18 protein-coding genes and 1 tRNA gene are annotated in these 14083 nt (G+C 68.7%); 7 read left to right on the forward strand and 12 right to left on the reverse strand.

Features of this window, described 5'->3' with window-relative positions; translation table 11 throughout:
* Nucleotides 1-249: 249 nt before the first annotated feature.
* Entirely contained in the window at nt 250-1554 is a 1305-nt protein-coding gene (locus tag RWO82_RS04910) for a DUF4032 domain-containing protein (protein WP_314424129.1), read from the reverse strand.
* A gap of 79 nt (nt 1555-1633) precedes the next feature.
* Nucleotides 1634-2737: a sn-glycerol-3-phosphate ABC transporter ATP-binding protein UgpC gene (locus tag RWO82_RS04915; RefSeq protein WP_314424132.1), complete on the reverse strand. Its 1104-nt coding sequence runs from the start codon at nt 2735-2737 to the stop codon at nt 1634-1636.
* A 231-nt stretch (nt 2738-2968) separates the two neighbouring features.
* Between RWO82_RS04915 and RWO82_RS04920 the strand changes: the two genes are divergently transcribed.
* The gene (locus RWO82_RS04920; RefSeq protein WP_314424134.1) at nt 2969-3976 is read left to right on the forward strand and encodes a thioredoxin domain-containing protein; all 1008 of its coding nucleotides are present in this window, start codon (nt 2969-2971) and stop codon (nt 3974-3976) included.
* 15 nt (nt 3977-3991) lie between these two features.
* Here the strand turns inward: RWO82_RS04920 and RWO82_RS04925 are convergent, their stop codons facing one another.
* The gene (locus RWO82_RS04925; protein ID WP_314424135.1) at nt 3992-4204 is read right to left on the reverse strand and encodes a hypothetical protein; all 213 of its coding nucleotides are present in this window, start codon (nt 4202-4204) and stop codon (nt 3992-3994) included.
* Between the two features lie 139 nt (nt 4205-4343).
* Between RWO82_RS04925 and RWO82_RS04930 the strand changes: the two genes are divergently transcribed.
* The 4 genes from RWO82_RS04930 (at nt 4344) to RWO82_RS04945 (ending at nt 5686) form a co-directional block, all read left to right on the forward strand.
* Nucleotides 4344-4416 (forward strand) — tRNA-Thr (locus tag RWO82_RS04930).
* 83 nt (nt 4417-4499) lie between these two features.
* Nucleotides 4500-4892, forward strand: a complete 393-nt coding sequence (locus RWO82_RS04935; RefSeq protein WP_314424138.1) for a hypothetical protein — start codon at nt 4500-4502, stop codon at nt 4890-4892.
* A gap of 47 nt (nt 4893-4939) precedes the next feature.
* Entirely contained in the window at nt 4940-5221 is a 282-nt protein-coding gene (locus RWO82_RS04940; protein WP_314424141.1) for a DUF1905 domain-containing protein, read from the forward strand.
* A 150-nt stretch (nt 5222-5371) separates the two neighbouring features.
* Nucleotides 5372-5686: a hypothetical protein gene (locus tag RWO82_RS04945; RefSeq protein WP_314424144.1), complete on the forward strand. Its 315-nt coding sequence runs from the start codon at nt 5372-5374 to the stop codon at nt 5684-5686.
* A gap of 58 nt (nt 5687-5744) precedes the next feature.
* On the opposite strand, the gene RWO82_RS04950 is transcribed toward RWO82_RS04945, so the two are convergent.
* Nucleotides 5745-6089, reverse strand: a complete 345-nt coding sequence (locus tag RWO82_RS04950) for a hypothetical protein (RefSeq protein WP_314424147.1) — start codon at nt 6087-6089, stop codon at nt 5745-5747.
* A 122-nt stretch (nt 6090-6211) separates the two neighbouring features.
* Between RWO82_RS04950 and RWO82_RS04955 the strand changes: the two genes are divergently transcribed.
* Nucleotides 6212-7165: an aldo/keto reductase gene (locus tag RWO82_RS04955; RefSeq protein ID WP_314424150.1), complete on the forward strand. Its 954-nt coding sequence runs from the start codon at nt 6212-6214 to the stop codon at nt 7163-7165.
* A gap of 33 nt (nt 7166-7198) precedes the next feature.
* On the opposite strand, the gene RWO82_RS04960 is transcribed toward RWO82_RS04955, so the two are convergent.
* Genes RWO82_RS04960 through RWO82_RS04985 form a run of 6 tightly spaced genes read right to left on the reverse strand, consistent with a single transcriptional unit; the run spans nt 7199 to nt 12052 of the window.
* Complete coding sequence (locus RWO82_RS04960) at nt 7199-7909, reverse strand: response regulator transcription factor (protein ID WP_314424152.1); 711 nt, start codon at nt 7907-7909, stop codon at nt 7199-7201.
* Nucleotides 7906-9183 carry a histidine kinase gene (locus RWO82_RS04965; RefSeq protein WP_314424155.1) on the reverse strand — a complete coding sequence of 426 codons (1278 nt, stop codon included), beginning with the start codon at nt 9181-9183 and terminating at the stop codon, nt 7906-7908. The genes RWO82_RS04960 and RWO82_RS04965 overlap by 4 nt, the downstream gene beginning before the upstream one ends.
* 38 nt (nt 9184-9221) lie before the next feature.
* Entirely contained in the window at nt 9222-10031 is an 810-nt protein-coding gene (locus tag RWO82_RS04970; RefSeq protein ID WP_314424158.1) for an ABC transporter permease, read from the reverse strand.
* Entirely contained in the window at nt 10028-10939 is a 912-nt protein-coding gene (locus RWO82_RS04975) for an ATP-binding cassette domain-containing protein (RefSeq protein WP_314424160.1), read from the reverse strand. Before RWO82_RS04975 ends, RWO82_RS04970 begins: the two co-directional genes overlap by 4 nt.
* A gap of 60 nt (nt 10940-10999) precedes the next feature.
* Nucleotides 11000-11395 carry an MmcQ/YjbR family DNA-binding protein gene (locus RWO82_RS04980; RefSeq protein ID WP_314424163.1) on the reverse strand — a complete coding sequence of 132 codons (396 nt, stop codon included), beginning with the start codon at nt 11393-11395 and terminating at the stop codon, nt 11000-11002.
* 3 nt (nt 11396-11398) lie between these two features.
* Nucleotides 11399-12052, reverse strand: a complete 654-nt coding sequence (locus RWO82_RS04985) for an SOS response-associated peptidase family protein (RefSeq protein ID WP_314424166.1) — start codon at nt 12050-12052, stop codon at nt 11399-11401.
* Between the two features lie 80 nt (nt 12053-12132).
* Between RWO82_RS04985 and RWO82_RS04990 the strand changes: the two genes are divergently transcribed.
* Nucleotides 12133-13074, forward strand: a complete 942-nt coding sequence (locus tag RWO82_RS04990; protein WP_314424168.1) for a DMT family transporter — start codon at nt 12133-12135, stop codon at nt 13072-13074.
* Here RWO82_RS04990 and RWO82_RS04995 read toward each other — a convergent pair whose 3' ends face one another.
* A complete protein-coding gene (locus RWO82_RS04995; protein WP_314424170.1) occupies nt 13075-13641 on the reverse strand; it encodes a nitroreductase family protein in 567 nt (188 codons plus the stop codon).
* Complete coding sequence (gene msrB, locus RWO82_RS05000; protein ID WP_314424172.1) at nt 13638-14042, reverse strand: peptide-methionine (R)-S-oxide reductase MsrB; 405 nt, start codon at nt 14040-14042, stop codon at nt 13638-13640. The genes RWO82_RS04995 and msrB overlap by 4 nt, the downstream gene beginning before the upstream one ends.
* Nucleotides 14043-14083: the final 41 nt, after the last annotated feature.

The raw sequence follows: 14083 nt of genomic DNA on the forward strand, positions 1-14083 counted from the left end.
GAGCGCTTCACCGTCGGCTACTGAGGCGCGGTCTCGCGTTTCGTCTCGCTCGGCTTCGCCGTGCTCGCTCAACGACCGGGGTGGGCTGCTCGGCTCCGCCGTGCTCGCTCAACGACCGGGGTGGGCTGCTCGGCTTCGCCGTGCTTGTTCGACGACCGGGGTGGGGTCGGCTCCGCCGTGCTCGCTCAACGACCGGGGTGGGCTGCTCGGCTTCGCCGTGCTTGTTCGACGACCGGGGTGGGGTCGACGTCAGACGAGATCTCGCCAGTCGACCTCGCCCGTGTCGTCGGAGACGGGATGAGCGCCGGTGATCACGGGAAGGCTCATGGTCTCGGTGGGCGGACCCATGATCGTCGCCTCGTCGCGGCGGTGACGCAGCACATCGTTGATGTAGCTCGTGAGCACCTCGGCGAGGGGCACCGCGCGTCCTTGAGCCTGTGAGAGGTACCAGCGGTGCTCGAGCACCTGGTGGAAGACCTCCGCGGGCTCGAGCTTGGCGCGCAGTTCGTACGGGATGGCCCGCACGACGGGTTCGAAGACGCGCGTGAGCCATTCGTGCGCGTACATCTCCTCGTCGGCCCACTGCTTGGTGGACCGCACGCGGAACTCGTCGAGATCGTTCAGCAGACGTCGCGCCTGGTTCTCCTCGACGTCGAGTCCGGTGAGGCGGATGAGGCGACGCTGATGGTGACCGGCATCCACGACCTTCGGCTGGATCTCGACGACCGTGCCGTCGGACGTGGTCGACATCGACATCTCGTCGATGTCGAACCCCAGGGCGTTCAGCCGCTCGACGCGCTCGGTGATGCGCCAGGTCTCGGCGGAGGCGAACGACTCCTGCGCGGTGAGCTCCGCCCAGAGCGCGTGATACGACGAGACGATGCCGTCGGCGATGGCGACCGCGTCGACGCCGTGCTCGAGACGCCCGCCTGCTGCAAGGTCCATGATCTCGCCGGCGATGTTCGTGCGCGCGAGGTCGAGGTCGTAGGCGCGTTGGCCGTCGGTCAGACCCTCCTCGTGCAGCTCGCCCGTCTCGGCATCGACGAGGTACGCCGCGAATGCGCCCGCATCGCGACGGAAGAGCGTGTTCGAGAGCGACACGTCGCCCCAGTAGAAGCCGACGTTGTGCAGGCGCACCAGCAGCACGGCGAGTGCGTCGACCAGTCGGTTGGCGGTATCCGGTCGCAGCACGCGCGTGAACAGTGCGCGATACGGCATCGAGAAGCGCAGGTGCGAGGTCACGAGTGCTGCGGGCAGCGGTTCTCCGTCGGCATCCGTCCGGCCCGCGATCACGGCGACGCGTGACACGCACGGCACATCGAGTCGCGCGAGGTTGCCGAGCATCTCGTACTCGCGGCGTGCCATCTCGTCGGTGGTCTCCTTGACGGCGACGACGCGTCCCGAGAGGTCGGCGAAGCGCACGAGGTGGCGGGAGAGGCCCTTGGGCAGGGAGACGATGTGCTCCGACGGCCAGGAGCCCAGGGGAGTCGACCAGGGGAGGGCGAGCAGCCCGGGGTCGACGGTGCTCGCCGTGATGCGCAGCGCGTCCTGCATGAGGCTCCTCAGATGATGGCGGGAAAGACGAAGCGGCGCGGGCGCCCGAAGTCAGCCCGCGCCGCGTCTGTGGTGGTGATCAGGCCGAGACGACCGGCTTGTCGTTCAGGCGCTCGCCCGACTCGATGTCGAACGCGTGCACGTGGCCCGCGTTGGCCGCCAGCGTGACGGTCTCGCCCGCGTTGGGGTGGCTGCGGCCGTCGACACGCGCGACCAGGTCGGCGCGCTTGCCGTTGATCTCGGTGTGGCCGTACAGGTAGCCGTCGGCGCCGAGCTCCTCGACCAGGTCGACGACGACCGAGAGGCCCTTGCCGTCGGCCGGACCGACCGTGATGTCCTCGGGGCGGACGCCCACGGTGACCTGCGAGCCGTTGGCACGACCCACGGTGTCGCGGTCGAGCGGAACGATCTCGGTACCGAAGCGGATGCCGCCCTCGGCCAGGTCGGCCGAGAAGAGGTTCATGGCCGGCGAGCCGATGAAGCCGGCGACGAACACGTTGTTCGGCTTCTCGTAGAGGTCGCGAGGCGTGCCGACCTGCTGCAGCAGACCGTCCTTGAGCACCGCGATGCGGTCGCCCATGGTGAGCGCCTCGGTCTGGTCGTGCGTGACGTAGACCGTGGTGACGCCGAGACGACGCTGCAGCGACGCGATCTGCGTGCGGGTCTGCACGCGGAGCTTGGCGTCGAGGTTCGACAGCGGCTCGTCCATGAGGAAGACCTGGGGCTGACGCACGATGGCGCGACCCATGGCGACACGCTGACGCTGACCGCCCGAGAGGGCCTTCGGCTTGCGGGTCAGGTACTCCTCGAGGTCGAGCAGCTTGGCGGCCTCGAGCACGCGGCTGGCGCGCTCTTCCTTGCCGACGCCGGCGATCTTGAGCGCGAAGCCCATGTTCTCGGCGACGGTCATGTGCGGGTACAGCGCGTAGTTCTGGAACACCATCGCGATGTCGCGGTCCTTCGGCGGCACATCGGTGACGTCGCGGTCACCGATGAGGATGCGTCCCGAGTTGACCTCTTCGAGGCCCGCGAGCATACGCAGCGAGGTGGACTTACCGCAGCCGGAAGGGCCGACGAGAACGAGGAACTCGCCGTCAGCGACCTCGAGGTTGAGCTTGTCGACGGCCGGGCGGGTTCCGCCGGGGTAGAGGCGGGTGGCCTCGTCGAAAGTCACAGATGCCATTGTGTTTCTCCTTCACCGGCAGGTACGTGCCGGACGATCCGTAGTGATAGAGCGGCGGAGCGATCCGCCGTGACCCCTCATCGGGTCGGGATCAGTATGGCAGATGCGGGCGCATCTGGGTATTTCTCAGCCTGGCTGGTTAACATCGATCTCGGCCGCTTTCCTGCGGCGTTCGCCGGCCCGATCGGCGGACGGGGCCACCCTGCCCCACCGAGACTCTCAAGAGGAACGATGTCGAGCGACGATACGCCGAACGTCCCCACACCTCGCAATTCGCGTGAGGCCGTGCGGGAGAAGGCACAGAAGGTGCACGCGCAGCAGTCGAGGGTGCGCATCATGCGACGAATCATCCTCGGTGCGATCGCGATCGTCGCCGTCGGTGCGATCGGCACGGCGGTCACGCTCGCGGTCTCCGCGCAGGTGTCGAAGCCGCAGCTCACCCCGACCGGGATGGCCGACGACGGCATCCTCGTCTCCGAGATCAACGCGTCGACAGTGTCCAGCGAGCCGCTCGACGCCCGGGCTCCCGACGCCACCGAGACTGCGACCGAGGGAGAGGCAGAGCCGACTCCCGCGCCCACCACGGCCAGCACCGTCGACATCCACATCTACGTCGACTACCTGTCGCCGGATGCCGGCGAGTTCGAGCGCGCGAACGCTCGTCAACTCGTCAACTGGATCGGCGAGGGCGCCGCGACCGTGACCTATCACCCCGTCGCGCTGCTCACCGCGAGCTCGAACGGCACGAAGTACTCCCTGCGCTCCGCCGCAGCCGCCGCGTGCGTGGCCACGCACTCCCCGGCGGAGTTCTACGCGTTCAACCACGATCTGCTCGACGACCAGCCCGAGATGAACAGCGACGGGTTCACCGACTCCGAGCTCGCCGACATCGCCGGCGCCGTCGGATCGGACAACGTCAAGAGCGTGCGCTCGTGCATCGAGGATCAGGACTACGTCACCTGGGCGAAAGATGCCACGGCTCGCGCGCTCGAGGGCCCGCTCGTCGGCTCCGACGACCTGGTGCTGACCTCGGCGCCGATGATCGTCGTGAACGGCGAGGTCTACGTCGGCGCGCTCGACGACCCGAGCGAGTTCTCGCAGTTCGTGCTCACGGTCGCCAGCGACGCGTACTACGCGACGGCGACGCCGACCCCGGCGCCCACTCCGACCCCGTCGGAGACCGCCACCGACGCGCCGGTGGAAGAGACCCCGGCGCCGAGCGAGACGCCCGCGCAGTAACAGCCGACGCGATCGTCAGCTGCGGCGGTCTTCGCGCGTCTCATACGGCTGGGGTTTGTACCGACGCACGTCCTTGCCGTCGTCGACCCAGCGGGTGTGCGCACGCAGGCCGTGGAAGACCCCGAAGCGGATGACGAGATAGGCCAGCAGGAGGCCGACGATCACCGCGACGATCCAGATGACGATGCCGAGGGCTGAGGCGAGGGCGAACGAGGTCTCGAGATCCATACTGCGACCCTAACGAACGTGATCGTGCCTCCGACCGCCGCCCGGGCGGCGGAAGCACGGCCGCAGACGCTCTAGACTCGTTCATGCGCATTCGACGAGATCGGATGCGCGGAGTGAGTGCCGCGGGACACCGCGGTTCGCCGACTTGGCGCAATTGGTAGCGCACCGTACTTGTAATACGGGGGTTACGGGTTCGAGTCCCGTAGTCGGCTCAGTTGTCCGCGAGAGCGACGGATCGATCTCTCGGACGGGATCCGCGGTCGAGGGGCGGACGAGGTAGGCCTACGATGGCCCCGTGGAAGAGAAGCGGGTACGGGCGGTCGACCTCGTCGACGTGTTCGTCTACCTGGTGGTGCTGTGTGCGTTCACGCAGCTGTTCCCCGAGGTCATCAGCGAGTCGTTCCTGACATCGCTCGCGACGGCGATCCTCCTCAAGGTCGTCCTCGAGGTGATCGTGTGGGCGAAGGGGCGGGTCATCGGCCGCATCAAGGGTGCTCTCACCAGACGCGCTCGTGTCACAGCCGCACTCGCCCTTCCCGTCCTCGCTGCGGGCAGCAAGGCGCTGATCCTGTGGCTCACCGACATCGTGTTCGGCGATGCCGTCCACTTGGGCGGATTCTGGGCGGTGACGCTGCTCGTGCTCTCGCTCATGCTGGCGCGGGCCCTGGTCCGCAGGGTCGTGTCGTAGATCACCTGCGCCGTACCCGAGCGAGCAGCTCCGCCTACGCTGTCGGCATGAGCAATGATCAGCTGAGATTCCAGGCGGCAATCGGCGTGGAGGTCAAGGGTGAGGTGTGGAGCTGCGTCGAGATCCCGGAGTCGGTCGATTTCTTCGGATCGGGAAAGACGGCCCGCGTCGATGCGACGGTCGACGAGGTCCTGCTGTCGAACGTCGGCGCGATGCCGACCGGCGACGGTGGCCACATGATCTCCCTCAATGCGACGGTGAGGAAGGCGTTGGGCAAAGGCGTCGGGGACACCGTCGAGGTCACGATCTCGAAGCGCCGACCTGCTTGAACCAGCCGCGTCCGTTTCGTAAAATTCCGGTATAGCGCGGCGGGCAGGGAGTGTCCGTCGACCGATTCCGTCTCCGGATCTCGGCCGGGAACGGCGGTCCTGTCGTCAGCCGATCACGTCACGACTGATGGGAGTGCTGAGATGTCGACGATGCCCGATCCCCGGTTCGAACTCAAGAAGGTCACCGACGCCGAGTGGCTGATCCTGGATCACCGGTACGCTGCCCACGATGCGCGACAGACGGTCGCCTGCATCTACCAGGTGGACGCTGTCGAGGTCGACGTGCTGTGGTTGCGCGATCTTCCTCTGGCGACCTCGTACATGTCGCCCGTCGACGTGCTCGACGATCTGCAGGCGTTCCACAACCCGCCGAGCCGTGCCACCGCGCCGGTCGCGATCCCTCATCTTCCGCCGTTGGCGGAGAGCCCTGCGACGCGGCGTGACCGCAGGGCGATGTCGGGCTGACGCCCTCGCGCGGAGAGGTGCGGCACACGAGTGATCTCGTGACCGCGCGTCCTCGTCGTCAGGAGCGGACGTCGAGATCGAGGTCGACGCCCGTGATGCTCCACTCGTCGTCGCCCTCGGCGTCCTCATCGAGCGAACGCGGGTAGCGGTGGTGGGCACGCAGTGCGGCGGCGTGCTCCGAGAAGTCGGGATCCGTGTCGGCCGATGCGCTGGGGCCCACGAGCAGGTCGTTTCCCAGTCCGACGATCAGCTCGGCGCTCTCCACGCGGCCATCGACGACGATGGGGATCTCCAGTGCCTCGGACTCGCCCTCGTTCGCGATCGCGGCGGCGAGTGTCACGAGGACCTCCGCCACATCGTCGGTGGTCACGAGTTGCTGGGCTGCGTAGGAGACGAGTTTCATGTCCCCAGAGTGGCATCTCGCGCGGATCCACGCTGCAGGCTTGCGGTGAGCCCGAGGATTGTGACAGGGGCCGATTCCGGCGACGGGGAAATACCTCGCCGTGATCGAGGGTTGTCCCGGACATGACTCGCATCGGAAACAGTGATCTCGACGTCTTCCCGCTCTCTCTCGGCGGCAACGTGTTCGGCTGGACGGCCGACCGCGACGCATCTTTCGCCGTACTCGACGCATTCGTCGTCGGCGGGGGCGACTTCATCGACACCGCCGACTCGTACAGCGCCTGGGTGCCGGGGAACTCCGGCGGCGAGTCCGAGACCATCATCGGCGAGTGGCTCGCGTCGCGTCGGCCCTCGGGTGTCACGGTCGCGACCAAGGTGAGCCAGCACCCGGACTACCGGGGTCTCTCAGCATCGAACGTGCGGAAGGCGGCCGAGGCATCGCTTCGCCGCCTCGGACTCGACGCGATCGATCTCTACTACGCGCACTTCGACGACGAGTCCGTGCCTCTGGAAGAGACCGTCGGTGCGTTCGGCGCCCTCGTCGAAGACGGACTGGTGCGCAACATCGCCGTGTCGAACTACACGGCCGAACGCATCCGCGAATGGATCGACATCTCCGGGCGCAGCGGTGTGCCGCTCCCGGTCGCGGTGCAGCCGCACTACAACCTCGTGCACCGCAACGACGTCGAGGAGACGATCATCCCGGTCGCCAGGGAGTTCGGCCTGGGCCTGGTGCCGTACTACTCGCTCGCGAGCGGTTTCCTGACCGGCAAGTACCGCACGACCGACGCGGAGGGCCAGTCCTCTCCGCGCGCCGGCGGAGCGGCGAAGTACGCGACCGAGGCAGGGCTGCGCATCATCGACACCCTCGAAGAGATCGGCGACGCGCACGATACCTCGATCGCCGCGACGTCTCTGGCATGGCTGCGCGCGCAGCCCACGGTGGTCGCACCCATCGCCAGTGCCCGCACGCCGGAGCAGGTTCCCGATCTGCTCGCAGGAGGGCGTCTCGAGCTCGCGGCCGATGAAATCGAGCGTCTGAACGCGGTCTCGGAGTGGACACCGGCCGGGGCCTGATCGCCCGGCGCCTCCGCGCACCCGACGCCCTGCCTACGATTCCGTGGGCAGGGCGTCGTCGTCTGCCAGACCGAGCCGATGGGCGAGGATCACCGCGTGGATGCGATCGCGAGCGCCGAGCTTGGAGAGCACCCGTCCGACGTGGGTCTTCACGGTCGACTCGCTCACGAAGAGCGCGCGCGCGATCTCGGCATTCGTGCGTCCGCGTGCGATCTCGAGGAAGACATCGCGCTCGCGCTCGGTGAGCGCGGAGGTGGGGTCGGCGATACTCGGTGACCTGCCCACGGACGCGGCGGACGCGGTGTCGGCGTCCAGACTCGGTCCGACGCGCTCGAGGAGCGCCCGAGTGATGCGCGGAGCCAGCGCCGCATCGCCGCGGTGCACGGCGCGCACGGCCGAGACCATCTCCTCGCGCTGAGCGTCCTTCAGCAGGAACCCGCTCGCACCGGCGCGGATCGCCCCGAACGCGTATTCGTCGAGATCGAACGTCGTCAGCACGAGCACTCGGGTCTGCGGATGCTCATGCACGATGGCCTCGGTCGCGGCGATACCGTCGAGGCCAGGCATGCGGATGTCCATGAGCACGAGGTCCGGCGCGAGTGCGGCGGTCTGGCTGATCGCCTCATGGCCGTCCGAGGCCTCGCCGACCACGACCATGTCGGCCTCGGCCTCGAGGACCATGCGGAACCCGAGGCGGATGAGCTGCTGGTCATCGACCAGGAGGATGCTGATGGGAGAGGTCATGGGGTGTCCTTCGGTTCTTCCTGTGCCGGGGATGTCATGTCGGGAGCGGACACGGGGAGCTCAGCGCGGAGCCTCCATCTCCTGCCGTCGTCGAACGGCTCGGAGACCAGCACCCCGCCCGCATGCGCGGCGCGCTCGGCGAGTCCGCGAAGCCCGAACCCGGCGGTTCCGACCGCACCTCTGACGCCGTCGTTGACGACCTCGATCGTCACGGCGTCGCTCGTGTAGCTCAGGCGCACGGCGATCGATGTCGCGGCGGGAGCGTGCCGCATCGCGTTCGTGACGCCCTCCTGCACGATCCGCCCGACGGCGTGAGAGGCAGCGGGGGAGAGGTACTCGCCCCCGCTGACGGACAGCGTCACGGGGAACCCGGCGCGCTGCGCCTGCTCGACGGTCTCGTGAGGCGGAGTGGGCGCGAGCGGCGCGAGCGGCAGCGGAGAGTCGTCGGAGCGGAGGACCCCGAGCATCGCCCGCATCTCGGTCAGCGCGCTCCGCGCGGTCTCGGCCGCCGAGGCCGCCGCCGCACGCGCCTGCTCCCGGTCGGGGGTCGCCGCTGAGCCCTCGGACAACGCGACGATCACGGTGAGCGAGTGCGAGACGATGTCATGCATCTCCCGTGCGATGCGCGCGCGCTCGTCTGCCGCCGCGAGCTGAGCCTGCTGGTCTCGTTCGACGAGCAGCTGGCGGGAGCGGTCGATCACGGCCGCCAGATACCGCTTGCGTCCACCGACGTTGACGCCGGTCAGAGTGCCGATGAGCCCGAGCACGAGCCACGTGAGGACCGCGTTGACGGCGATCTGGAACGTGATGACGCCGGTGAGGGTGAGCGATCCGCCGAGCGCGGCGAGTGCGGCGAGACCGCTGCCGAAGCCGATCCAGGCAGCTCGTGACGAGCGATACACCGCGAGCGAATAGCAGGCCACGAACAGCAGAGGCGAACCGATGGGCTGCAGCGCGAAGAGGAATCCGACTTCGAGCGCGAAGGATGCCACGAAGGGCACCAGCGGCCTCCTGCGCCGCCACAGCAGCGTCGCGCAGGCGACGGTGACGGATGCGGGCACCAGGATCGCGACGCCGACCGCGAGCGGCATCGGCAGATCGCGTGTCATGACCCCCACCGGGACCAGAGAGAGCAACAGACACACCAGAGCGATCAGCACGTCGGCCAGCACGGGATGACGTGCCCAGAAGCGTCGCAGCACGCCGGGGGGACGCGGCAGCCGCAGCGCCTCGTCCTCGCGGACAGAGGTGCTGCGGCTGCGGGTACTGGTCACCGGCCGACTCTACGCGGCGGAGTCATGACGCATCGTGATCACGCGTCGCGGGTGCGGAGCACAGCCCAGGCGGAGAGAAGGCCGGCAACCACCCACCCGCCCAGAGTCAGATACGCGACCGGGCCCTCGAGTGCGGCGTTCTCGGGGAGGATCGCGCTCTGCGCGGCCGCGACCGGGAGGTAGTTCGCGGCATCCGTCACCCACTTCCAGGACTCGCCGGCGATCGAGAAGAAGCTCGTGACGATCGGCACCACGAACAGCAGGCCCACCGTGGCCGCGATCGCGCCGGCACCGGAGCGGAGGATGAATCCGAAGGCCACGCCGATCAGCGCGAACACGGACATCGACAGCGACGACACGACGATCGGCAGGATGGACGCTGACGGGTCGCTCCAGTCGATGCTCTGATCGCGCGGCGCGACGATGGCGGACACCGCGAGGGCGGCAGCGGCGAAGATCACGAGCGACGACACGAACAGGAACAGGCTGATCACGACGGCCTTGGCCGCGAGCACGGACCCGCGCCGTGGGTTCGCCGCGAGCGTGGAGCGGATCATCCCGGTCGAGTACTCGCCCGTGACCGAGATCGCGCCCAGGATGCCGGCGAGGAGCATCGTGAACTGGATGGGCATCACGACGGCTTGGATGGGCTCGAAGCCGGGCATGTCGACCGCCTGCGCGATCAGCACGGCGATGCCGATCGTGAGGACGGCGGCGATGCCGATCGACCACCAGGTCGAGCGGAGGGTGGCGAGCTTGATCCACTCGCCCCGGACGGTCCTGACGAACGTCAGCCGATGCCCTGTGTCGACGCGCTGCGGAGCGAGGGGAGGAGCCTGGACGGTCATGAGATCTCCTTCGTGCGGTACTCGACCGAGTCGCCGGTGAGGGCGAGATACGCGTCTTCGAGCGATCCGGTGGTCGGGGTGAGTTCGTGCAGCGGGATGCCGCGGTCTGCGGCGAGGTCGCCGATGCGTGCCGCCGGGAGTCCGACGATGTCGAGCAGATCGGGAGCCGAACTCACGATCTCGACGGAGGGACCGCCCACCGCGGCGGCGAGATCGGCGGCGCGAGGCGTGCGCACCCGCACGGTGTTCGTGGTCCATGCCCGCACCAGCTCGGCCAGCGGAGCATCGGCCAGGACCTTGCCGCGGCCCATGACGATCACATGATCGGCAGTCTGCGCCATCTCGCTCATCAGGTGGCTGGAGAGCAGCACGGTGCGCCCTTCCGATGCCGCGTGACGGACGAACTGGCGCACCCAGCGCACGCCCTCGGGGTCGAGACCGTTGACGGGCTCGTCGAGGATGAGAGTGTGCGGGTCGCCCAGCAGCGCCGATGCGATGCCGAGGCGCTGGCCCATGCCGAGCGAGAACTTGCCTGCCCGTTTGCGGGCCACCGCGCCGATGCCGGCGAGCTCGATCACCTCGTCGACGCGCGACGCGGGGATGCCGTGGGTGGCTGCCATCGAGCGCAGGTGATTGCGTGCGGTGCGCCCGGTGTGCACCGCCTTGGCGTCGAGCAGCACTCCCACCTCGGTGAGCGGCGCTCGCAGTCTGCGGTATTCGCGTCCGGCGACGGTGGCGGTGCCGGAGGTCGGGCGGTCGAGTCCGACGATCATGCGCATCGTGGTGGACTTGCCGGCACCGTTGGGTCCGAGGAACCCGGTGACGGTACCCGGCTGCACCGAGAACGACACACCGTCGACGGCGGTCTTGTCTCCGAATCTCTTCGTGAGGCCTTCTGCTGTGATCATGTCTTCGACGCTACCGAGTGCCTCCACAGCAGCGCGTCCTCCCTGGGTACCGTTCGCGCGTCAGCCGGGGTCATCCTCGCGACGGATGCCGAACGTGTCGGGATCGACCGGACGCTTCGCCCGCGGCAGTCTCTCCACCACCAGGCGATAGGACTCGGTGACGAGTTCGGAGACGAGGTCGTGTTCGAGCGAGTCGCCCGGCTGCAGGGTGATCCAGTGCTTCTTGTTCATGTGGTACCCGGGGACGATGTCCGAGAATGCCTCGCGCAGCGCGACGGCATCGTCGGGGTGCGACTTCAGCGTGACCCGTCCGGTGTCGTCGAGCAGAACCAGCAGGAACACCCTGCCGCGCACCTTGTACACATCCCACTCCGGTCCGAACGGGTTCTCGCGCTCGGCGCCGGGCAGCTCCTCGGCCCGCTCCGTCGCGACGGCGATCAGTCGTGTCGAGTCCATGGATCAGAACAGCCGCTCCGTGCCCTTGTCGTCGGATCGCGGGGCCACGCTCACCCGCTCGTCGAGGGTCGCGGCTGCGAGCAGCGCCTCATCGATGATCTCTCTGCTCGGATCAGCGGTCAGCCAGTCGTCGCTGAGCGATGCGGGCACGAGCACAGGCATCCGGTCGTGGATGTGCGCCAGGTGCTCGGGCGCCGGGCGCATCACGATCGAGTAGCAGACGAACGACTGGCCGTCGGCGGTGCGACCGTGTTGGGTGACGGCTGCCATGCCGAAGAGCGCTCCGTCGTCGACGAGGAACTCATGCCAGACACGCTCGGGCTTTTTCATCTCGTACCAGCTGGTGGCCGGCACGAGCGCCCTGCCCTTCAGCCCTCCGGGGCGGTCCTGCAGGCGCTCGGAGCGGGTGTTGATCGACGGGAACTTCGACGGCTCCCCGCCCACGAGGAAGCCCCACCACGCCGGTTCGAGAGTCGGCGCGGCCCCGCTCTGCACGACGATCGGATTGAGATTGCGCAGGTTCTTGCCGGTCGGACGGACCGTCTCGCCGGCGTTTCTCTCCGCCCATCCGCGCAGCCCCTCGAGCACCGCCTCGTCGGCCTCGGCGAGGAGCTCTGCATCGGTGAACCGGGGGTCAAGACCATAGCTCGCGCACATGCAGCCAGGGTACGCCGGGGTGCAGACATCCGGGCAGGGGCCCGACGGTGAGGCGATTCCTCCTCGGCTAGGGTCGACGAGTGATCCCGTCCCGCCGACTCTCCCCGCCCGTCGCCCTGGGTGGGGCGGTAGCGATCGGCGTCATGACGGCGATCCAGGCCCGCATCAACGGTGTGCTGGGGGTGCGGGTCGACAACGGCATCGTCGCCGGATGCATCTCGTTCGTGGTGGGGCTGCTGGCGCTCATCGCGGTGATCTCCGTCGTGCCCTCCGCGCGCCGCGGGGTCGGACGACTGCGAACCGGCATCCGCGACCGCAGCGTCCCGTTCTGGATGCTGCTCGGCGGCGCCTGCGGCGCGCTCACGGTCTCGACCCAGGGCGTCACGGCCGGGATCCTCGGGGTCTCGCTGTTCACGGTCGGCGTCGTGGCCGGTCAGACCCTGCACGGGCTCGTGCTGGATCGCGTCGGCTTCGGACCCGCGGGGGTCGTGGCGGTCACTCCCGGCCGTGTGGCCGGGGGCGCGCTCGCGCTCGCCGCCGTCGGGATCTCGCTCGGCGGCGATGTGCTGGACACGGCTCCCCTCTGGATGCTGCTGCTGCCGTTCGCGGCGGGGGTCGGCATCGCCTGGCAGGCCGCCACCAACGGCCGGTTGGCCCAGCGCGTGCGGTCGCCGCTCGCCGCGACCCTGATGAGCTTCATCGCGGGCACCGCCGTGCTGCTGATCGCCGCGGGCATCAGCATCCTCGTCCGAGGGGTGCCCGCAGTGCCGCCCGCCGAGCCCTGGCTCTACCTCGGAGGGTTACTTGGGGCCGGATACATCCTGCTCGGCGCATTCATCGTGGCGCACACCGGCGTGCTGCTGATGGGCCTCGGCTCCGTGCTGGGCCAGTTGGCGACCTCGGTGGTCATCGACCTCGTCTGGCCGGCGGCGGCAGGGCCCGCGCCGTGGCAGATCGCCGCCATGGTCGTCGTCGCCGTGGCGTCCGTCGTGGTCGCGCTGCCCCGGCGTGCACGCGGCTGACTACGTGGTCTCCGCCTTCTTCGCCTTCTTCGCCGAGGGCATCCGCGTGACGAAGGTGCGTGGGTCGACCGGCTTGCGTCGGCCCGGCTTCTTGTCCGCGGGCTTTCCGCCCACGTAGAGCCATCCGAGCAGCTCTTCGTTCTTGCCGATGCCGTGCGCCTTGGCGACCGCCTTCGACCGGGTGTAGTGGCCGGTGCGCCACAGCACACCCCAGCCGGCCTCGTCGAGGAGCAGGCTGAGCATGTGCGCGACGCCCGAGGCGACCGCCTCCTGCTCCCACCGCGGCACCTTCGAGCTCTTGCGGTAGCTGGCGACGACCGCGATCAGCAGCGGAGCGCGCAGGGGCTTCGACGACGGCGACTTGTCGCCCTCGGCCTTGGCGATCGCCGCGCCCAACGTCTCGCGGTCGGCGCCGCGCAGCTCGATGAGGCGCCACGGGCGCAACGACGAGTGGTCGGCGACGCGTCCGGCGGCAGCGACCAGGGTCAGCAGCTCGTCGTGCGAGGGCGCGTCGTCGGTGACCCTCGACCAGGACTGTCGTGCTCGGACGGCGTCGAGTGCGCTCACGACTCTTCGGGGGTGAAGTTGAGAGCGATCGAGTTCATGCAGTAGCGGTCGCCGGTGGGGGTGCCGAAGCCGTCGGGGAAGACATGGCCGAGGTGGGACCCGCACGCGGCGCAGCGGACCTCGGTGCGCACCATGCCGAGGCTCGTGTCCTCGATGAGCTCGACGGCGTCGGGGCGGATCGACTCGTAGAAGCTCGGCCATCCGCATCCGGAGTCGAACTTGGTGCCGCTCTTGAACAGCTCCGCGTCGCATGCACCGCAGGTGTAGAGGCCGGCGCGTCCCTCGTCGAGGAGTTCGCCCGTCCATGCGCGTTCGGTGGCTGCCTGGCGCAACACGGCGTACTGCTCGTCGCCGAGCTCCTGACGCCACTCTTCTTCGGTCTTGTCCACGCTGTACGACATGAGTCCTCCTGGGGGTTCCGTTCCATTCTCTCGTGTTCGCG

This window comes from uncultured Microbacterium sp., from assembly GCF_963521645.1.
GTDB lineage: Bacteria > Actinomycetota > Actinomycetes > Actinomycetales > Microbacteriaceae > Microbacterium.